Source organism: Patulibacter sp. (genome assembly GCF_030655195.1).
Classification (GTDB): domain Bacteria; phylum Actinomycetota; class Thermoleophilia; order Solirubrobacterales; family Solirubrobacteraceae; genus Patulibacter.
This window is the reverse complement of sequence record NZ_JAURWA010000044.1, coordinates 1-19,183: the sequence shown is the minus strand read 5'-3', so window position 1 is coordinate 19,183 and position 19,183 is coordinate 1. Positions and strand designations below refer to the sequence as shown.

Below are 19,183 nucleotides of genomic sequence, written 5' to 3'. Positions count from 1 at the left end.
CGGGCGGCCGGCCGGGAGCCGCGACGTCGGACCGGGACGGACGCTATGAGCCAGACCACCGTGCAGTCCCCCCAGGCCGAGGCGTCCGTGCGCCTCGAGCACCTGACCAAGACCTTCCCCGGCCAGCGCGCCCTCGACGACGTGTCGCTCGAGATCCGCCGCGGCGAGATCCACGCCCTCGTCGGCCAGAACGGCTCCGGCAAGTCGACGCTGATCAAGGTCCTCTCCGGCTTCCACAAGCCCGACGACGGATCCTCCGCGTGGCTCTCCGGGGAGCCCGTCGACCTGGGCGGCCTCTCCGAGCAGCAGCTCGCGTCGATGCGCTTCATCCACCAGGACCTCGCGCTCGTGCCGACGCTGTCGGTGCAGGAGAACCTCCACCTCGCCAGCAGCGGCCGGGGCCTCTTCGCGCCGTTCGACCGCCGCAAGGAGCGCGCCGAGGTCCGCGAGCTCCTGAAGACCTTCGACCTCGAGGTCGACCCCGACGCGATCGTCGGCGAGCTCTCGCCGTTCGAGAAGGCCGCCGTCGCGATCGTCCGCGCCCTCGGCGGCGCCTCCGACGACATCGCGCTCCTCGTCCTGGACGAGCCGACCGCCGCCCTCGGCGCGACGGAGACCGAGCAGCTCTTCCGGACCCTGCGCCACATCAACGGCCTGGGCGTGTCGATCCTCTACGTCTCGCACTTCCTCGGCGAGGTCCTGCAGATCGCGGACCGCATCAGCGTGCTGCGCAACGGCCGCAACGTCTGCGTGCTGGAGGCCGAGGGCACGACCGAGCAGCAGCTGATCTCCCGCATCGTCGGCTCCGACGTCGAGAAGGCCACGCCGCCGACGCCGCCCGGGGCCGACCGGGACGTCCTGCTGCAGGTCGACGGCCTGCGCGGTCCCGGCCTGACCGACGTGTCGTTCGGCGTCGCCGCCGGCGAGGTCGTCGGGCTGACGGGGCTCATGGGCTCGGGCTACGAGAAGATCGCCGAGTGCCTCGCCGGCGCGCGCCCGTTCGACGGCGGCGCCGTCGTCGTCCAGGGCGTCCGCTTCACCCGCCTGGACCCGGCGACCGCCGTCGGGGCCGGGATGGCGGCGATGCCCGCCGACCGTCGCGGGCTCGGTCTGATCCCGACCTTCACCGTCGCGGAGAACCTCGTCCTGCCCGACGTCGGGCGCAACTTCCGCCGCGGCCGCATCGACCGCCGCGCCGAGGAGGCCGAGGTCCGCCACTGGCTCGAGGTCTGCGACGTCCAGCCGCCCGACCCCGAGCGGCGGATCGACCAGCTCAGCGGCGGCAACCAGCAGAAGGTGATGCTCGCCAAGGCGCTGCGCCTGGACCCCAAGGTCCTCGTGCTCGCCGAGCCGACGCAGGCCGTCGACATCGGCGCCGCGGCGTCGATCCGCCGCCTGATCACCGAGCTGGCCGAGCGGGGGCACGCGATCGTCGTGGCCTCCTCGGACCCGGAGGAGCTCGAGGAGCTCTGCCACCGCGTCCTCGTCACCCGACGGGGACGGATCGCCTGCGAGCTGCGCGGCGACGACATCAGCGAGGACCGCCTCGTGTTCGAGTGCCAGTTCGAAGGAGCCCTGTGATGCCACAGCAGACCGAAGCAGCCGCGACCGCCCCGGTGTCCGCGGGGAGCCCGCGCCGCGCCCCCGACCTCGGGGGTCTCCTGGCCCGGATCGGCCCGTCCCTCTCGCCGCGGAAGATCAGTGGCGTCTACCTGCTGATCCTGCTGATCGTCTTCTACTCGCTCGCGACGTCGACGTTCTTCAGCACGACCACGCTGCGGACCATCGCCACGGAGCAGGCGATCACCGCGATCGTCGCGATGGGCCTGACGATCGCGCTGGCCGCGGGCGTCTTCGACCTCTCGATCGCGGGCACGATGGGCCTCGCGAACATCGTCGCGGCGAAGCTCATGGCCGACGGCGGCATGTCGCCGGTCCTGGCGATCCTCCTGACGCTGCTCGTCGGCGCGGGGATCGGGGTGATCAACGGCCTGCTCGTGACGAAGGCGCGGATCGACCCGTTCATCGCCACGCTGGGCACGAACTCGATCCTGCTCGCGGCGATCTTCGTCGTCTCGAACAACCAGAACATCCTCGGCATCCCCGCCGGCTTCCAGAAGATCGCGGGCAACCAGGTCGCGGGCATCCCGCTGCCGGTCTTCTACGTCCTCGGCCTGTCGCTGCTGCTCTGGTACGTCATGGCCTGCACGCCGCTGGGCCGCAGGCTCTACGCGACGGGCGGCGGTCGCGAGGTCGCCCGCCTGGCCGGCGTCCCGACGACCCGCTACGTCATCGGCGCGTTCGTCTGCTCCGCCACGATCGCGTCGCTCGCCGGCGTCCTCGTGGTCGCGACGATCGGCACCGGCTCGACCGAGGTCGGTGCGTCGTACCTGCTGCCCGCGTTCGCGGCCGGCTTCCTCGGCGCCACCCAGTTCAAGCCCGGCCGGTTCAACATCTGGGGCACGGTCCTGGCGGTCTACCTGCTCGCGACCGGCGTCAAGGGCCTCGTGCTCATGGGCGCGGACGTGTGGGTCCCCGACCTGTTCAACGGCGCCGCGCTGATCCTGGCCGTCGGCCTGTCCGGCATCCAGCGGCGCGCGAAGGTCACGGAGGTCGCCCCGGAGGCCGGCGAGCCGGCGACGCTCGACGACACCGTCGGCCCGTCGACGGCGGGGGCGACCCGATGAGCGACCAGGACCTCGCCCGCCGCGTGGCCGCGCTGGAGGACCGCGAGGCGGTCCGCGCGCTGCTGCTGCGCTACGCCCGTGCGCTGGACTCCCACGACTGGCCGCTCCTGCGCACGGTGTTCCTGCCCGACGCGGTCGCGGACTACGGTGAGCTCGAGGGCCGCAACGAGGGCGTCGAGGAGATCATCGCGGCCTGCCACCGCGCGCTGGTCGGGCTCGACAGCAGCCAGCACCTCGTCGGCAACGTCGAGGTCGAGGTCGACGGCGACGCGGCGACGGCGTCCTGCTACCTGCACGCCCAGCACTACCTGGTCAGCCCGAGCGGGGTGAACACGTTCGTGGTCGGCGGCACCTACCGCGACCGGATCGTGCGCACGCCCGACGGGTGGCGCATCGAGCACCGGGCGCTCGCGACCACCTGGACCGACGGCAACGCCGCGGTCTTCGCGCAGGGCCTGCAGCGCCTGCGCGAGCGCGGGGAGGAGTTCCCCCCGTGATCAAGGTCTACGCGCTCCTGCCCAAGCGGCCGGACATCACGGCCGAGGCGTTCCACGAGCACTGGGCCACGACGCACCGGGAGCACGCGCTGCGGATCACGCGCTTGCGCCGCTACGTCCAGGCCCACCGGCTCGAGCAGGACGTCCCGGGCCTGGTCACCGCGCCCTACGAGGGGATCCCCGAGGTCTGGTACGACAGCCTCGAGTCCGCCGTCGGACAGGACGACGACCCCGACTACACCGAGGGCGCCCAGAAGGACGAGCCGTCGTTCGTCGACATGACCGGCATCGCCTGGGTCATGACGGACGAGACGCTCCTGCGCGACGACCTGCCGCTGGAGCAGGACACGCCCGTCCACAAGCTGCTGCTCCTCGCGGTCCGGCCCGCGGGGCAGGACCCCGCCGCGTTCGCCGCCGCCTGGCGCTCGGCCGCCGAGGACGTCGTCGCGACGACCGGGGTCCGACGGGCCGCCGTCGCCACCGTGCTCCCCGACGCCTACGCCTCGGGCGAGCCGGCCTACGACGGGGTGCTCGAGCTCTGGTGGGCCGACGAGGCCGCCTGGGCCGAGGCCTGGGCGCTCCACGGCGAGCAGGTGCTCGCCCGGCTGACCGCGGTCGCCGACGCCGACCGCCTGCGCGCCGCCGCGGTGCACGAGCTCCGCGTCATCTGGCCGGGCCCCGCGCGCGACGCCGTCGCCGCCCCGGCCGCACCGAACTTCTCCACGCACGACGAACGACTCGAAGGGAACTAGCCACCATGGGCAAGCTCGAAGGCAAGGTCGCATTCATCACCGGGGCCGCCCGGGGCCAGGGCGCCTCGCACGCCCGGTTCCTGGCGCGCGAGGGCGCGAAGATCATCGCGGTCGACATCCTCGACTCGATCCCGGACTTCTACGCCACCGCGACCCAGGAGGAGCTCGACGGGCTCGTCCAGGAGATCAAGGACCTGGGCTCCGACGCGATCGGCCTGAAGGTCGACGTCCGCGACTTCGCGCAGGTCAAGGCCGCGGTCGACCAGGGCATCGAGCACTTCGGTCGCATCGACGTCCTCTGCAACAACGCCGGGATGATCCGCGTCGACGCGATCGACGAGATGAGCGACCACTCGCTCGACGTCGTGATCGACATCTGCCTGAAGGGCGTCTTCAACGGCGTCCGCGCCGTCGCGCAGCACATGAAGCAGCGCGGCAGCGGCTCGATCATCAACACCTCGTCGGCCGGCGGCATCAAGGCGCTCCCGTACGTGTCGCACTACGCGGCCGCCAAGGGCGGCGTCGTCCTCGCCACGAAGAGCTGGGCCAACGAGCTCGCCGAGTGGAACATCAACGTCAACGCGGTCGCGCCGGGGACGATCCTCTCGGGCATGATCACCGGCCTCGCCGGCCAGGCCGGCCAGGACCCCGACGAGGCGTTCGAGGACTACAACGCCAACACCCTGTTCGCGGGCAACAAGCCCGGCGACAAGGGCCGTGTCGAGGTGGAGGACATCTCGAAGGTCGTCCTCTTCCTCGCCACCGACGACGCGCGGACGATCACCGGTCAGACGATCGCGATCGACGCCGGCTGGACCGCCTCCTAGACCCGCCTCCGTCGCCGCGCCCGGTGACCTCCGGGCGCGGCGACGGACGACGGGAGCCGCGGCGGAGCGCCGTCGCGGGGGCGGTGCACCGGTGCCTCTTGACAGCGCCCCTCACCGCAGTCTAGATTAATGATCATAGTTATCCCCGACGTGCCGTGCGTCTGAAACGTCCCTCGCCCGCTCGTCCCACCGACCCAGAACGCCACGCATGATCTCCACGCAGCAGCACCCCGGCGGCCCGAGCAGGCCCGACGCCGAGGACACCGACGACCGCCGCGCGATCGTCCGCATGGCCGCCGAGTTCGCGGCGACCGAGATCGCGCCGCTCGTGGCGGAGTACGACCGCGCCGAGCAGATCCCGCGCGAGCTCCTCGACAAGATGGGCGCGCTCGGCTTCTTCGGCGGCGTGCTCAGCGAGGAGGACGGCGGCCTCGGTCTGGACTACGTCACCTTCGCCGAGCTGATCGAGGAGGTCTCGAAGACCTGCCAGATCCTCGGCACGTTCGTCTCGATGCCCTCCGGGCTGGTCGGCGCGAGCATCGAGGCGTTCGGCACGGCCGAGCAGAAGGAGCGGTGGCTCAAGCCGCTCGCGCAGGGCCGCATCTTCGGCGCCGCGGGCGTCACCGAGCCGGGCTCCGGCAGCGACGTCGCCGGCATGACGACGACGTACCGCAAGGACGGCGACGACTACGTCATCAACGGCGCGAAGGCCTGGATCTCCAACCTCGACGTCGCCGAGTTCTTCGTCACCTTCGCCTCGCGCGATCGCTCGGCGCGCCACGGCGGCGTGACCGCGTTCATCATCCCCCGCGACACGCCGGGCCTGACCCTCTCGCCGTACAAGGACAAGCTCGGCTTTCGGCCGATCTGCACCGGCGACGTGGTCTTCGACGACCTGCGCCTGCCGGCCGACGCGCTGCTGGGCGAGGAGGGCGGCGGCTTCAAGGTGGCGATGACGGCCGTCGAGCGCGGCCGCCTGGGCGTCGCCGCCCGCGCGGTCGGCGTCACGCAGGCCTGCCTGGAGGACACCGTCGCCTACGCGAAGGAGCGCGCCGCCTTCGGCCGGCCGATCGCGGAGTTCCAGATCGTCCAGTCCAAGGTCACCGACATGGCCGTCGGCGCGGCGACCTCGCGCCTGCTCGTCCGCGAGTGCGCCGAGGCGCTGCAGGAGGGCCGGCGCGCCCGCCAGCTCACGAGCATGGCGAAGATGTACGCCTCCGACGTGGCGCAGAAGAGCGCGACGGACGCGTTCCAGGTCTTCGGTGCCGCGGGCGTCTCGCCCGACCACCGCATCGGCCGCATGTACCGCGACGCCAAGGTCCTGCAGATCGTCGAGGGCAGCAACGACCTGCACCGCGCGCTGATCGGCGAGATCGAGCTCGGGCTGCGCGCCGACGGGGAGCGCAAGGCATGAAGGTCGCGGTCCTCGGCGCGGGGATCATGGGGAACGGCATCGCCCAGCTGGCCGTCATGGCCGGCGACGAGGCCGTCGCCTACGACGTCGCCGCACCGCAGCTGGACCGCGCCGGGGCCGCCGTCGAGAAGAGCCTCGCGCGCTTCGTGAAGTCCGGCAGGCGCACGCAGGAGCAGGCCGACGCGGACCGCGCGCGCCTGACCTTCACGACCGACCTGGCCGAGGCGGTCACGGGTGCGGACGTCGTTATCGAGGCCGCGCCGGAGATCCTCGACCTCAAGCAGGACCTCTGGCGGCAGGTGCTCGAGCACGCCCCGGCCGAGGCGCTGCTGGGCACGAACACGTCGCAGCTGTCGATCACCTCGATCGCGGCGGCGCTCGGCGACGAGGCGCACCGCCTCGTCGGCGTCCACTTCTTCAACCCGCCGGTGATGATGCGCCTCGTCGAGGTCATCGCCGGGCTGCAGACCGACCCCGCGCAGGTCGACCGGGCCAAGGCGTTCGGCGAGCACGTCGGCAAGCAGGTCGTCGTCTGCCGCAAGGACAGCCCCGGGTTCATCACGAGCCGGGCCTACGCGATCCTGCGCCTGGAGTGCGTGCGGATGCTCGAGGAGGGCGTCGCCACCGCGGAGGACATCGACACCGCGCTGAAGCTCGGGTTCAACTTCCCGATGGGGCCGCTCGAGCTCGGCGACATGAACGGCATCGACACCTACGTGCACGCGATCTCGGGACTCGAGCACGCGCACGGCGACCGCTTCCGCCCCACCGTGGGGCTGCGCAACATGGTCGCCGCCGGCCGGCTGGGCCGCAAGACCGGCGCCGGCTTCTACGACTACGACGACGAGGGCGCCAAGCGCGTCTAGGTCGGGCGGGCGCCCGCCCGAGCGGGCGCCCCGGCACCGGACAGCGGCGACGCGCGACCCGCGGAGCCGTCCCACCAGGAGGAGCACCATGAGCACCACCGAGAGCGCCCCGGCACCGGTCGCAGCACACAACCGGCTCACCGGCATCATCGACAGCGACGTCCACCCGAACTTCCAGAACGGGCTCCAGGACCTCCACGACTACATGCCCGCCGCCTGGCGGAAGAAGCTCGGGATCGGCGGCGGCAACAGCTGGTCCAGCCGCTTCGCCGCCTCGTCGTACGTCCTGCCGCTGGACTACCTCTACATCAACTCCGCCGGCGCCTACCGCGACGACGCGGTCGTCGACGGGCAGGCCCCGGCGACGGACGCCCGCTTCACGGCCGAGCAGCTCTTCGACGGGCACGGCATCGACATCGGCGTCCTGATCGCCGGGCACCTCTTCGGCATCGGCGCGTTCCCCGACCCGGACGTCGCCGCGACCGTGGCCTCCGCCTACAACGAGTGGATGTGCGAGCGCTGGCTGCAGGTCGACCCGCGCTTCCGCGGCGCCATGGTCGTCGCGCCGCAGGACCCGGCCCTGGCGGTCAAGGAGATCGAGCGGATGCAGGGCCGGCCCGGGATCGTCTCGATCTTCCTGCCGCTCCACGACATCCTCCACGGCGAGCGGCACTACTACCCGATCTACGAGGCCGCCCAGAAGCACGGCCTGCCGATCACGGTGCACCCCAGCGGCACCGAGAACGTCTTCGCCCGCGCGCCGCGCATGGCCGGCACGCCGACGTACTACATCGAGTGGCACACGGCCCTGAGCCAGATCCACCAGTCCAACGTCCTCAGCACCGTCTGCCACGGCGTGTTCGAGCGGTTCCCGGAGCTCATGTACGTGATCGCCGAGGGCGGCTTCGCGTGGGCGGCGGAGATCATGTGGAAGCTCGACCGGGACCGCAAGGGCCTGGGCGACGAGGTGCCGTGGCTGAAGATGGCGCCGAGCGAGTACATCCGCCGGAACATCCGCTTCACGACGCAGCCGATGATCGAGCCGGCGAAGAAGGAGCACCTGCCGGTGCTGCTCGACATGGTCTGCGCAGAGGAGACCCTGATCTTCTCGAGCGACTACCCGCACTGGGACTTCGACGACCCGCGCCGCGCGCTGAGCGGCGTCCCGAAGGACCTGCTCCAGAAGATCTGCGTCGACAACCCGCGCGCCCTCTACGGCGGCCGGCTCTAGGGGACCGCATGAGCACGAGCACGAGCACCACCGCGGCCGGCGCCGGGCCGGCGGGCCCGGCCGGGGCGACCGGCGGCCGGGCGCCGCGGGCGGCCACGCGCGTCGTCGTCGATCGCCTCGACGCGCTGCCGCCGGGGGAGACGCGGATCGTCGACGTCGGCGGCCGGTCGATCGGCGTCATCAACGACGCCGGCCGTCTGCACGCCCTGCGCAACGTCTGCCCGCACCACGGCGCGCCGCTCTGCGACGGGCGGGTCCAGGGCTTCATGCGCCCCTCCGCGCCGCACGTCTACGACTACACCGGCGAGGACGAGGACGACCGGGTCGTCCTCTGCCCCTGGCACGGCTACAAGTTCCGCCTGTCCGACGGGCGCTCGCTCGCCGACCCCGAGACCTCGCGGGTGCGGACCTACCGCGTCGAGGTCGAGGACGGGGACGTCGTCCTCTACGTCTGACCGGCGCAGGGCACGGGGGCCGGCGTGTTCGCCCGGCACCCGGGCCCCTGCCCGGGCGACCGAGGCGGCCTCCGCCGCGCGGGAGCCTCCGTCCCGGCGGCGCCGCGCCGCGGGACCTAGTGCGTCCCGCGGTCGAAGGCCTCCTCGAGCCAGGCCGCGCGGACCCGCTCCGTGACCCGGCAGTCCAGGAGCAGCGGGCCGTCAAGGCCGTCGGCGAGGCGCTCGCGCAGCCCGTCGAGGTCCGCGAGCGACCGGACCGCGAGCCCGTCCGCGCCCATCGCGCGCGCCACCGCGTCCAGCGGCGGGGTCGCCAGGCGCGACTCGGCCTCCGGCAGGCCGGACATCCGCAGGAAGTGCAGCTCGGCCCCGTAGGCCTCGTCGTTGTAGACGACGACCAGCAGCGGCAGGCGGTAGCGCACGGCGGTGTCGAGCTCGCCGAGGCTCATCATCAGGCCGCCGTCCCCGACGGCCGCGACGGTGACCCGGTCCGGGTGCCCGACCGCCGCCCCGACGGCGGCGCCGATGCCCAGCCCGATCGAGCCGAAGTCCAGCGTGAAGACGAAGCGCGAGGGCTCGTCGACGGGGATGCCCATCGACGGGAACCCCATGAAGTGGCCGCCGTCGACCACCAGCGTGCGGTCCGCCGGGAGCAGGCCCGCCACCGCCCGGGAGAGCGCCCGCGGGTCCAGGCCGTCGTCGCCGCTCTCGTCCGGGGCCTCGTCGCGGTGGGCCGCGATCCGCTCCGCGATCCCCGGCGTGCGGTACCCCGCCGACGAGGGCAGCGCGTCGCGCAGCGCGGTGGCGACGACCCCGGCGTCGCCGACGACCCCCACCGCGGTGGGCACGAACCGGCCGAACGCCTCGTCGTCGAGGTCGACCTGCACCACCGTGGCGTCCGGGAACAGCGTGCCGCCGCGGGAGGTGAAGTGGTTCAGTCCCGCGCCGAACGCGACGACGCAGTCGGCGTCGCCGATCAGCTCGAGGCCCAGGTCGGACGCGAAGCCGCCGGCGATCCCGACGGCGTAGGGGTGGCCCGAGAACCAGCCGTTCGCGGGCAGCGACGTCGCCAGGAGCGCCCCGACGTGGTCGGCGAGGGCGACGAGCTCCTCGCGGGCCCCCGCCTCGACCGCCCCGCGGCCCCCGATCACGACGGGCCGCTCGGCCGCGGCGATGGCGCGGAGGGCGGGCCCCAGGTCCGGGAGCGTCCGGCGGACCGGGACCGGCGTGCGGTCGGGGGCGCAGGGCTCGTCGAGCGCGGCCTCCTCCTGCTCGTCCGTCGGAAGGTTCAGCGCGATCGGCCGGCGCTCGACGCGGGCGCGACGGAACGCCGCGGCGACGTCCCGGTGGGCCGTCGCGGGGGCGACCTCCTGGACCGCGATGCCGCAGGCCGCGAAGAACGGGGCCTGCTCGATGTCCTGCGGCAGCCCGACGACGGCCCGGGGCGTGTCCCCGCAGACGACGACCATCGGCACGCGGCCGCGCTGTGCCGAGACGAGGGCGGTGAGCGCGTTGGTCAGACCCGGGCCCTGCGTGAACGTGCAGACCCCGACCTCGCCGGTGGACCGGGCGTAGCCGTCGGCCATCGCGACCGCGCCGCCCTCGTGGCGGGCGCCGTGGAACGGGATCCCGTGCGTCGCCGTCAGCGTGGGGATGAGCTTCAGGTTGCCGTCGCCCATCAGGCCGAAGACCGCACGGACGCCCTCGGTGCGGATCTGGGCGGCCACGGCCTCGAAGACGGTCATCGCAAAGCTTATAACAAATGGACCAGGCCACCAGGGAAAGCTTCGAGCGGCCTCCCGGCGTCCCGGCGCCGTCGTCGCGTGATGCCGCGTCGCCGCGACGACGAGGGTTGACGCGCCACCCTCACGTCGGATAATGATGATCAGGGTATGGTGGGCGCAGCCGCTCCCACCGGTCCGACCGCGGGGAGCAGCATGTCGAGCACGGGATCCTGGAGGGCACGCCGCCGGCTGGCCCTGGTGGTGACGATCGCGATGGGCCTGGCCCTCGCCGGCTGCGGCGGTTCGGGCTCCGGCCCGGGCGGCGCAGACGGCGGTGGTGCGACCGCCAAGCTGCGCTTCTCGTACTTCTCGGGGGAGACCACGTCGTTCGGGAAGCTCTGGACGTGGTGGATGGCCGAGGTGGAGAAGCGCTCGGGCGGCACCGTCGAGTTCGAGCCCTTCTGGGACGGCACGCTGCTGAAGGCCGAGGAGGTCGCCGACGGGCTGAAGGACGGCCGCGTCGACATCTCGCAGGTCACCCCGTCCTACTACCTCGGCAAGTTCCCGCTGACGTCGGTGGCCGAGCTCCCGTTCGTCACGGCGAACGTCCCGGCCGGCGCCGCCGCCATGACCGCGCTGGCCGGCGAGGACCGGGAGCTGCAGGACGAGTGGCGCAAGCAGGGCCTGAAGCCGGTCGTGTGGAACGTGGCGCCGAGCAGCGCCTTCGGGTCCAAGGACCCGGTCGTGTCCGTCGCGGACCTCCGCGGCAAGAAGGTCCGCGGCATCGACCGCAGTGCGAAGGCCCTAGCCGCCGTCGGCGCCAACATCGTCACGGTCGGCGTGCCCGAGATGTACGGGTCGATGGAGCGGTCGCTCATCAACGCGTACTTCGGCATCCCGCTCGGCTTCGTCGGGCCGTTGAAGCTCAACGAGGTCAGCGACCACCTGACGGACCTCGGCATGGGGATCTCCACCGCCAGCGCGCTGTCGATGAGCGACCAGGGGTGGAACAAGCTCACCCCGGAGCAGCGCCGCGTGATGGTGGAGGTCAGCGCCGAGGCGCCGGCCAAGCTCGCGACCTTCGACGCCGAGGCCGAGGACGCCTCCTGCAAGGCCCTGCGCGAGAGCGGCACGGACGTCCGGGAGCTGCCCGCCGCCGAGGTCCAGCGGCTGAAGGGCGCCATCCGCGACCGCGTCCACGGCGAGTGGGAGCGCGAGATCGGTGGCAAGGGCCTCCCCGCCGCGGCGTTCGCCGACCGCTACGAGCGCGCCGTCGGGACGGCCGCGAAGACCTACCCCGACTACGTCCCCGGGGTCGCGCGCTGCGTGCGCTCCGGAGGCTCGGCGCGGTGAGTCGCACCGGGCGCGGCGGGCCGGCCCCGGGGCGTGCCGCGTGAGCGGCGTCCTGGGTCCTCTGATCCGGCAGGCGGGACGCGACCTCCGCACCCGGTCGGGCGACGCGGCCGGCCGCCGCGTCGCCCGGGCGGGCAGCGTCGACGAGCTGCGCGAGGCGTCGCGGCGGGCCCTGCCGAAGGTGATCTACGAGTTCGTCGAGGGCGGCGCCAACGACGAGCGCACCGTGCGACGCAACGTCGAGGACCTCGACGCGCTGGCCCTCCTCCCGCGCACGCTGGTCGACGTCTCGGGCGTCGATCACGGGACCACCGTGCTGGGGCGGCGCGTCGGACTTCCCGTCCTGGGGGCGCCCACCGGGCTCTGCGGGCTCGTCCACCACGACGGCGAGATCGCGCTGGCCCGCGCGCTGCACGGCGCGGACTCGGTCTACGTCCTCGCGGCGATGTCCTCGTACGCGATCGAGGAGGTCGCCGCGGCCACTCCGGGGCCCCTGTGGTTCCAGACCTACCTCTGGCGCGACCGCGGGGTGGTGCGGGCGCTGCTGGACCGCGCCGCGGCGGCCGGCGCCGAGGCCCTGGTCGTCACCGTCGACGTGCCCCGCTCGGCTGAGCGGCACCGGGACCGTCGCAACGGCTTCGGCCTGCCGCCCCGGCTGACCCCGCGGACGGTCCTCGAGGGCGTGCGTCATCCGCGGTGGACCGCCGACCTGCTGCGCCGCCCGCGGATCACCGCCGCCAACGTCGCCGAGGGGCCCGCGGGCGGCGACGCGGTCAGCGTCGCGGGCTACGTCGACGCGCAGTTCGACCCGTCGGCGACGTGGGAGGACCTCGCAGAGCTGCGCGCGGCCTGGACGGGGCCGCTCGTGGTCAAGGGCATCCTCCACCCGCTCGACGCCCGGCGCGCGGTCCAGCTCGGGGCCGACGCCGTCGTGGTGTCCAACCACGGCGGTCGGCAGCTCGACCACGCCGCGTCCTCGATCAGTCGGCTCCCGGCGGTCGTCGACGAGGTCGGTGACGCGCTGGAGGTCTACCTCGACGGCGGCGTCCGCCGCGGGAGCGACGTCGTCAAGGCGCTGGCGCTCGGTGCCCGCGCGTGCCTGGTCGGCCGGCCGATCGTGCACGGACTGGGCGCGGGCGGCGAGGCCGGTGCGGCACGGGCGATGACGCTGTTCGCGGCGGAGGTCCGCACGGCGCTGATGCTGCTCGGGGCCCCGGACGTCGAGGCGCTGGGCCCCGGGCACGTCGTCGCCGCGCCCTGAGGGGCGCTCAAGGCGTGGCGTGACGGCGATCACTTGACACGTCGGCCGTCACCCGGCTATTAATCATCATGAATACCCGGAAGGGCGCGCAAGCGCCCGCGGCGACCGTCCCGACGGTCCCGGCCGGCGTCCCCCAACGAAGGAACGAGCACGTGGAACGAGTACGAACGCTCGTGCGCGGCCTCTCCGGGGCCCTCGCGGCTCTCGCGGCCTGCGCACTGATCATCCTCATGGCCATCACCGTGGCGGACGTCGTCCGCCGGGCGATCACCGACAAGTCGATCGAGGGCGCGGTCGAGGTCGCGCCGCTGCTGCTCCTTGGCGCCGTCGTCCTCGGGCTCGGCTACGCGGAGCAGACCCTGACGCACGTCCGCACGTCGCTGGTCACCAGCCGCCTGCCGCTGCGGCCCCGGCTCGCCGTCCGTGCGCTGGGCGGCGTCGTCGTGACGGCCCTGCTGCTCTGGATCACCTGGGAGTCGGCCGACCGCGCGCTCGTCGCGATCGACGAGAACGACGTGACCCCCGGGTTCGTCGCCATCCACACGTGGCCGGCGCGCATCCTCGTGCCGCTCGGCTTCCTGCTCTTCGCCCTGCACGTCGCCTTCCGCCTCGTGGACGACCTCAAGGCCCTGCGCGCGGGCGGTCCGGATCCCCGGGACACCGACCCCGACGCCAACCCCGCCGACGCACCGGAGGTGCTCGTCTCGTGAACACCACCCTGATGGTCCTGATGGCGCTCGGGGTGTTCGTCTTCCTCCTCGCCGCCGAGATGCCGGTCGCCGTCGCCCTCGCGGGCGGCGGCGTGACCGGCCTGTTCCTCGACAACGGCCTCGAGCAGACCGCCGCGACGCTCTCCTCGGCCGCCTACCAGGCGACCTCGACCTACACCCTGGTCGTGATCCCGATGTTCATCCTGATGGGGGTGCTCGTCGCCAACGCGGGGGTGCTGGGGAACGTCTTCGACCTCGCCGCCCGGGCCACCCGGAAGCTGCCGGGCGGCCTGGGCATCGCCACCGTCCTCTCCGCCGCCGGCTTCTCCGCCGTGACGGGTTCCAGCGCCGCGGCCGTCGCGACCCTCGGCAAGCTCTGCGTCGGCGAGATGCGCCGGCACGGCTACGCCCTGAAGTTCGCGGCGTCGATCGTCGCCGCGTCGGGCACCCTCGGCGTCCTGATCCCGCCGAGCATCGTGCTCGTCATCTACGGCGTGATCACCAACGAGTCCGTGGGCCAGCTCCTGCTCGCCGCGATCATCCCGGGGATCATCACCGCGATCGCCTACATCGTGACGATCGTGATCATGGCCACCGTCGGCGGCGGCGCGAAGCACATCGACAAGGACCACGCCACGGCGCCGCCCGAGGCGACGCCGACCCCCGCGGGGGCGGCCGTGGCGGCCATGGAGGCCGACCCGGACCCGGTCGCCCCCCGCGACGAGCCCGCGGTCGAGCTGGGCCCCGGTGGCGGCGTCGCCGCCCTGCGTCCCACGCGCGCCCAGCGCCTGCAGGAGCTCGAGTCCGTCGGCTACATCGCGATCATCTTCGTCGTCGTCCTCGGCGGCATCTACGGCGGCGTCTTCACGGAGACCGAGGCCGGTGCGGTCGGCGCGCTCGTGGCGTTCATCGTCCTGCTGCTGCGCAGCGGCCGCACCCCGCTGGGGCTCCGCCGGTCGCTGACCTCGGCGCTGCGGGAGACCTCGGCGAACACGAGCATGCTGTTCGCGCTCCTGATCGGCGGCTCGATCTTCACGCTGTTCCTCGTCACGGCCCGGGTGCCGAACGAGCTGACGGAGTGGATCGTCGGCCTCGACGTCAACAAGTACGTCGTGATCCTGATCATCCTGCTGGTGCTGCTCGTCCTCGGCGCGCTGCTCGACGGCATGTCGATCCTGCTGCTGACGATGCCGCTGACCTACCCCGTGGTCACCGACCTCGGGTTCAGCGGCCTCTGGTACGGGATCCTCGCCGTGAAGATGGTCGAGGTCGGCCTGCTGACGCCGCCGTTCGGGCTGAACGTCTACCTCGTCTCAGGGGTCGTCAAGGAAGCGAAGATCGAGGACGTCTTCCGCGGGGTCTTCCCGTTCATCGTCGCGGAGCTCTGCGTCGTCGCGCTCATCGTGGTCTTCCCCGAGCTCGTCACCTGGCTCCCCGAGCTGGCGTCCGACACGAAGTGACCCCCGGCGGGCCGCGCGCTCCGGCGCCGGCCCGCCCCCGCAGCACCGTCCCCCCCGACGCGCGGCCCCGTGGTCGTGCCCACCGCAGAGGAATCCATGACCGTCACCACCCCGTCCCAGGAACAGCAGCTCGTCCTCCAGGCGTGCCGAGGGCTCGCCGCCAACGGCCTCGGGCCGTCGATCGGCGGGCACGTCAGCGTCCGCGTGCCCGGGGAGGAGCGGTACTGGACCAACAGGCTGAGCCGCACCTTCGAGGAGATGCAGCTCGACGACATCGTCCTGCTGGACTTCGAGGGCCGCTCGGTCGACCCCGACGTGGTCGTCAGCCCCGGGATCGGCTTCCACCACGGCATCTACGGCCTGCGGCCCGACGTCGGCGCGATCGTCCACACCCACGGCTACTGGGTCACGGCGCAGTCGGCGTTCGGCCGCGAGCCGCGGATGCTCCACAACATGTCGACGTACTTCCACGGGCGCACGGCGATCGCCCCGGACGACGAGATCGACGCGATCGCCCCGGCGATGAAGGACGGCGACGTCGCGATCATCATCCCGTGGCACGGGGCGATCACCCTCGGGGCGACGATCGCCGAGGCCGCCGGGCTGCACGTCACGTTCGACTACGCCTGCCGGCTGGACGTGTCCCTGTCGGGCGACAAGGAGGTCCCGACCATGCCCGACGACCACGCCGAGGCGGTGCAGAAGCTGCTGACGAAGGCGAACTACCTGCAGCTGGCGTGGGACCTGATGGTCCGCAAGGGCGAGCGCTGCTACGACGGCCAGGTCGTCGTGCCGGCCCCGGCGGCGTGACCCCGGAGGCCCGGCTCCACGGCCGCTCGGCGGTCGTCACCGGCGCAGGCTCGGGGCTCGGGCGCGCGACGGCCGAGGCCCTGGCAGCGGCCGGGGCGGCCGTCACGTGCCTGGACCGCGACGGGGTCGCGGCAGCCGCCGCCGCGGTGGCCATCGCCGAGGCGGGCGGACGGGCTCGGGGCCTCTCCGCCGACGTCACCGACGAGGGGCAGCTCGCCGACGCCGTGGCCACCGCGATCTCCGCCTTCGGGCACGTCGACGTCCTGGTCGCCAACGCGGGGATCCCGGGGGAGGGGGCGGCGCACGAGCTCGACCCGGCGGCGTGGGACCGGGTGCTCGCGGTCAACCTGACGGGCGTCTTCCTCTCGGCCCGCGCCGTCCTCCCGCACATGATCGAGCGGGGCGACGGCCGCGTCGTGCTGCAGGCGAGCATCGCCGGGCTCGTCGGCCTGCCCAACATCCCGGCCTACGCCGCGGCCAAGGGCGGCGTCGTGGCCCTGACCCGCCAGCTCGCCGTGGAGTACGCGTCGGCGGGGGTGCGCGTCAACGCGATCGCCCCGGGCCCGATCCGCACGCCGCTGGTCGAGCAGGCGTTCCTCGCCCGGCACGGCGACGGGGCGCAGGACGCGCTGCGCCGCCGCGAGGCGACGATCCCGCTCGGCCGGATGGGCGACCCCGGGGACGTCGCGGCCTACGCGGTCTTCCTGGCCTCGGACGAGGCGCGCTGGATCACCGGCACGGTGCAGGCGATCGACGGCGGGATCACCGCGACCGCGCCGCACTGACCGCGCTCAGGCGTCCGGCGTGAGGAACGCGGTCAGGGTCTCCGCGAGGAACGCCGGCGCCTGCTCCGGGAAGAAGTGCCCGCCCGGTGCGGCGACGCCGCGCACGTCGGTGCACCGCGCGCGCCACTGCGCCTCGACGTCGAAGAGGTCCTTCAGGAGGCCCTCGCCGCCCCAGACCGCCAGGGTCGGACAGGCGACCGGAGCGTCCAGGTCGGCGCGGTCGTGCTCGAGGTCGACGGTGGCCCCGGCGCGGTAGTCGGCGCAGGACGCGTGGATCATCGCGGGGTCGCGCCAGGCCTCGCGGTAGGCCGCCAGCTGCGGCGCGCCGTACCCCTCTTCGAGCCCGACTCCGCCGTTGCTGACGAGGCAGTTCTCGAAGTAGTAGTCCGGGTCGGCGCCGATCAGGCGCTCCGGGAACGGCGCGGGCAGGGGCAGGAAGTACCACTGCCAGTAGCGGGCGGCGCGCTCGCGGTCGACGTCGGTGTACATCGCCAGGGTGGGGACGACGTCGCACGGCACCAGGGCGGTCACCCGTCCGGGGGCGTCGAGCGCGAGCCGGTGGGCGACGCGGCCCCCGCGGTCGTGGCCGACGACGGCGAAGCGGTCGAGGCCCAGCTCGGTCATGACGGCGAGCAGGTCGGCCGCCATCGCGCGGAAGCTGTACGTCCCCCCGGTGTCGGCGGGCTTCGACGACGCACCGTAGCCGCGCAGGTCCGCGCAGACCACGGTGAAGCTCCCGGTCAGCAGCGGGGCGAGGTCCGCCCACTGCTCCAGTCGCTGCGGGTAGCCGTGGAGGAGGAGCACCGCCGGTCCCGCACCGCCGACCACGCACTCGATCTCGACATCGCCCACGTCGATCCTGCGCCGGGTGAAGCCTTTGAACATCGCTCCTCGTTCCTCGATCCGCCCTTGCGTCGGGCACCACGTTTCGTGTAACAATGATCACAGTAGCAGCGCAGGATGCCTCTCCGGAGGTCTCGCCGGGCGGAACCGGTGAACTGCGCCCTACCGCAGGAAATAGTTATCAGGAATAGGCCCAGGCCGCTCATCCCCCAGACCCGACCGAAGGACCACCCCGTGCCCCGATCCCATCCCCTCCGCCGACGCTGGCTCGCCGTCGCCTCCGCCCTCGCCATGAGCGCCGCCGTCGCCGGCTGCGGCGGCTCGAGCAGCTCCTCCGGGGGTGGCGACGGCCAGGCGACGCTGAAGTTCTCCTACATGGCGGGCGAGCAGACCTCGATCGGCCAGCTCTGGACCTGGTGGCTCGACGAGGTGGAGAAGCGCTCCGCCGGCTCGCTGAAGTTCGACCGCTACTGGGACGCGACGCTGCTGAAGGCCACGGAGACCATCGAGGGCCTCAAGGACGGCCGGGCCGACGTCTCCCAGGTGCTGCCCACCGTCTACGCCGGCCGGTTCCCGCTGACCAGCGTCGGCGAGCTGCCGTTCGAGAGCTCGAACGCCCCGGCCGTCTCCGAGGCCCTGGCGACCTTCGGAGCCGACGAGGCGCACCCGGTGCGCAAGGAGTGGGAGCAGCAGGGCCTCGTCCCGCTCTCGTTCAGCATCGGCGCGAGCTCCGCGCTGTCGACGAAGGACCCCGTGCGCTCCGCCGCGGATCTGCGCGGCAAGCGCATCCGCGCCAACGACCGCGGCAGCCGCGTCATGCAGTCCGCCGGCGCCAACCTCGTCAACATCGAGCTCGCCGAGATCTACGGCTCCGTCGAGCGTGGGCTGGTCAACGGCGTCTACGGCATCCCGTTCAGCTTCGTGGGGCCGCTGAAGTTCCCCGAGGTCGCCAAGCACTTCACGGACCTCGGCATCGGCGTCTCGACGGTCAACTCCCTGGCGATCAGCAAGAAGCGCTGGGACGGCCTGACGCCCGAGCAGCAGAAGGTCATCCAGGAGGTCAACGCGGAGACCCCGAAGAAGATCGCCGAGATCGAGGCGCAGTTCGACGACGTCTCCTGCAAGGCGGTCAAGGCGGCCGGCGGCGAGCTGACGGTCCTCCCCGACGCCGAGGTCCAGAAGATCTCCGCCGCGGGCAAGGCCGGGGTCGACGCCGCGTGGAAGAAGGACGTGAAGGGGACCGACGCCGACGCGTTCTACACCGAGTACAAGGCCAAGGTCGCGGCCGCCGAGAAGAAGTACTCCGACTACCAGACCGGCGTGAAGCGCTGCGCGGCGTCGGGCTCCTCCTCGCGCTGAGGAGCGACCGGGGCCGAACACGGCCCGCGGCCGGTGTCCGCGGACCCCGGCCGCCCCGGCGGCCACCCGCTCCGGCGGTCCGACGGCCGCAGCGCCGACGGACCGCCCGGCCGTGGCGCTCAGCGGCGCAGGTCGACGTCGACGCCCGCGGT

18 protein-coding genes are annotated in these 19,183 nt (G+C 73.0%); 16 read left to right on the top strand and 2 right to left on the bottom strand.

Annotated features, from left to right (window positions below; translation table 11 throughout):
- Positions 1-45 precede the first annotated feature (45 nt).
- The 9 genes from Q7T67_RS04785 to Q7T67_RS04745 all read left to right on the top strand — a co-directional run bounded on the left by Q7T67_RS04785 (position 46) and on the right by Q7T67_RS04745 (position 8,729).
- Positions 46-1,581: a sugar ABC transporter ATP-binding protein gene (locus tag Q7T67_RS04785; RefSeq protein ID WP_304786542.1), complete on the top strand. Its 1,536-nt coding sequence runs from the start codon at positions 46-48 to the stop codon at positions 1,579-1,581.
- Entirely contained in the window at positions 1,581-2,687 is a 1,107-nt protein-coding gene (locus Q7T67_RS04780) for an ABC transporter permease (protein WP_304786541.1), read from the top strand. The genes Q7T67_RS04785 and Q7T67_RS04780 overlap by 1 nt, the downstream gene beginning before the upstream one ends.
- Positions 2,684-3,184: a nuclear transport factor 2 family protein gene (locus Q7T67_RS04775; protein WP_304786539.1), complete on the top strand. Its 501-nt coding sequence runs from the start codon at positions 2,684-2,686 to the stop codon at positions 3,182-3,184. The genes Q7T67_RS04780 and Q7T67_RS04775 overlap by 4 nt, the downstream gene beginning before the upstream one ends.
- Positions 3,181-3,936 (top strand): EthD domain-containing protein, encoded by a 756-nt coding sequence (locus Q7T67_RS04770; protein WP_304786537.1) that lies wholly within the window; start codon positions 3,181-3,183, stop codon positions 3,934-3,936. Before Q7T67_RS04775 ends, Q7T67_RS04770 begins: the two co-directional genes overlap by 4 nt.
- 5 nt (positions 3,937-3,941) lie before the next feature.
- The gene (locus tag Q7T67_RS04765; RefSeq protein WP_304786535.1) at positions 3,942-4,763 is read left to right on the top strand and encodes an SDR family NAD(P)-dependent oxidoreductase; all 822 of its coding nucleotides are present in this window, start codon (positions 3,942-3,944) and stop codon (positions 4,761-4,763) included.
- A 208-nt stretch (positions 4,764-4,971) separates the two neighbouring features.
- Entirely contained in the window at positions 4,972-6,177 is a 1,206-nt protein-coding gene (locus tag Q7T67_RS04760; RefSeq protein ID WP_304786533.1) for an acyl-CoA dehydrogenase family protein, read from the top strand.
- Positions 6,174-7,043 carry a 3-hydroxyacyl-CoA dehydrogenase family protein gene (locus Q7T67_RS04755; RefSeq protein ID WP_304786531.1) on the top strand — a complete coding sequence of 290 codons (870 nt, stop codon included), beginning with the start codon at positions 6,174-6,176 and terminating at the stop codon, positions 7,041-7,043. Before Q7T67_RS04760 ends, Q7T67_RS04755 begins: the two co-directional genes overlap by 4 nt.
- 88 nt (positions 7,044-7,131) lie before the next feature.
- Positions 7,132-8,274, top strand: a complete 1,143-nt coding sequence (locus Q7T67_RS04750; protein WP_304786528.1) for an amidohydrolase family protein — start codon at positions 7,132-7,134, stop codon at positions 8,272-8,274.
- Positions 8,275-8,282: 8 nt separating this feature from the next.
- Positions 8,283-8,729 (top strand): Rieske (2Fe-2S) protein, encoded by a 447-nt coding sequence (locus Q7T67_RS04745; RefSeq protein ID WP_304786526.1) that lies wholly within the window; start codon positions 8,283-8,285, stop codon positions 8,727-8,729.
- Between the two features lie 116 nt (positions 8,730-8,845).
- On the opposite strand, the gene Q7T67_RS04740 is transcribed toward Q7T67_RS04745, so the two are convergent.
- Positions 8,846-10,471: a thiamine pyrophosphate-binding protein gene (locus Q7T67_RS04740; RefSeq protein WP_304786523.1), complete on the bottom strand. Its 1,626-nt coding sequence runs from the start codon at positions 10,469-10,471 to the stop codon at positions 8,846-8,848.
- 192 nt (positions 10,472-10,663) lie between these two features.
- Here Q7T67_RS04740 and dctP (Q7T67_RS04735) point away from each other — a divergent pair, with 192 nt between their 5' ends.
- From dctP (Q7T67_RS04735) to Q7T67_RS04710, 6 genes are all read left to right on the top strand, one after another.
- Positions 10,664-11,803: a TRAP transporter substrate-binding protein DctP gene (gene dctP, locus Q7T67_RS04735; RefSeq protein ID WP_304786521.1), complete on the top strand. Its 1,140-nt coding sequence runs from the start codon at positions 10,664-10,666 to the stop codon at positions 11,801-11,803.
- Between the two features lie 40 nt (positions 11,804-11,843).
- Positions 11,844-13,064, top strand: a complete 1,221-nt coding sequence (locus Q7T67_RS04730; protein WP_304786519.1) for an alpha-hydroxy acid oxidase — start codon at positions 11,844-11,846, stop codon at positions 13,062-13,064.
- Positions 13,065-13,216: 152 nt separating this feature from the next.
- On the top strand, positions 13,217-13,774 hold the full coding sequence (locus tag Q7T67_RS04725) for a TRAP transporter small permease (protein WP_304786517.1): 558 nt from the start codon (positions 13,217-13,219) through the stop codon (positions 13,772-13,774).
- Complete coding sequence (locus Q7T67_RS04720; protein ID WP_304786515.1) at positions 13,771-15,234, top strand: TRAP transporter large permease; 1,464 nt, start codon at positions 13,771-13,773, stop codon at positions 15,232-15,234. Before Q7T67_RS04725 ends, Q7T67_RS04720 begins: the two co-directional genes overlap by 4 nt.
- Before the next feature lie 96 nt (positions 15,235-15,330).
- Positions 15,331-16,044, top strand: coding sequence for a class II aldolase/adducin family protein (locus Q7T67_RS04715; protein WP_304786513.1), 714 nt, complete (start codon positions 15,331-15,333; stop codon positions 16,042-16,044).
- Complete coding sequence (locus Q7T67_RS04710; protein ID WP_304786511.1) at positions 16,041-16,829, top strand: SDR family NAD(P)-dependent oxidoreductase; 789 nt, start codon at positions 16,041-16,043, stop codon at positions 16,827-16,829. Before Q7T67_RS04715 ends, Q7T67_RS04710 begins: the two co-directional genes overlap by 4 nt.
- 6 nt (positions 16,830-16,835) lie before the next feature.
- Here Q7T67_RS04710 and Q7T67_RS04705 read toward each other — a convergent pair whose 3' ends face one another.
- On the bottom strand, positions 16,836-17,714 hold the full coding sequence (locus Q7T67_RS04705; RefSeq protein ID WP_304786509.1) for an alpha/beta fold hydrolase: 879 nt from the start codon (positions 17,712-17,714) through the stop codon (positions 16,836-16,838).
- A 192-nt stretch (positions 17,715-17,906) separates the two neighbouring features.
- Here Q7T67_RS04705 and dctP (Q7T67_RS04700) point away from each other — a divergent pair, with 192 nt between their 5' ends.
- The gene (gene dctP / locus Q7T67_RS04700; RefSeq protein ID WP_304786507.1) at positions 17,907-19,031 is read left to right on the top strand and encodes a TRAP transporter substrate-binding protein DctP; all 1,125 of its coding nucleotides are present in this window, start codon (positions 17,907-17,909) and stop codon (positions 19,029-19,031) included.
- Positions 19,032-19,183: the final 152 nt, after the last annotated feature.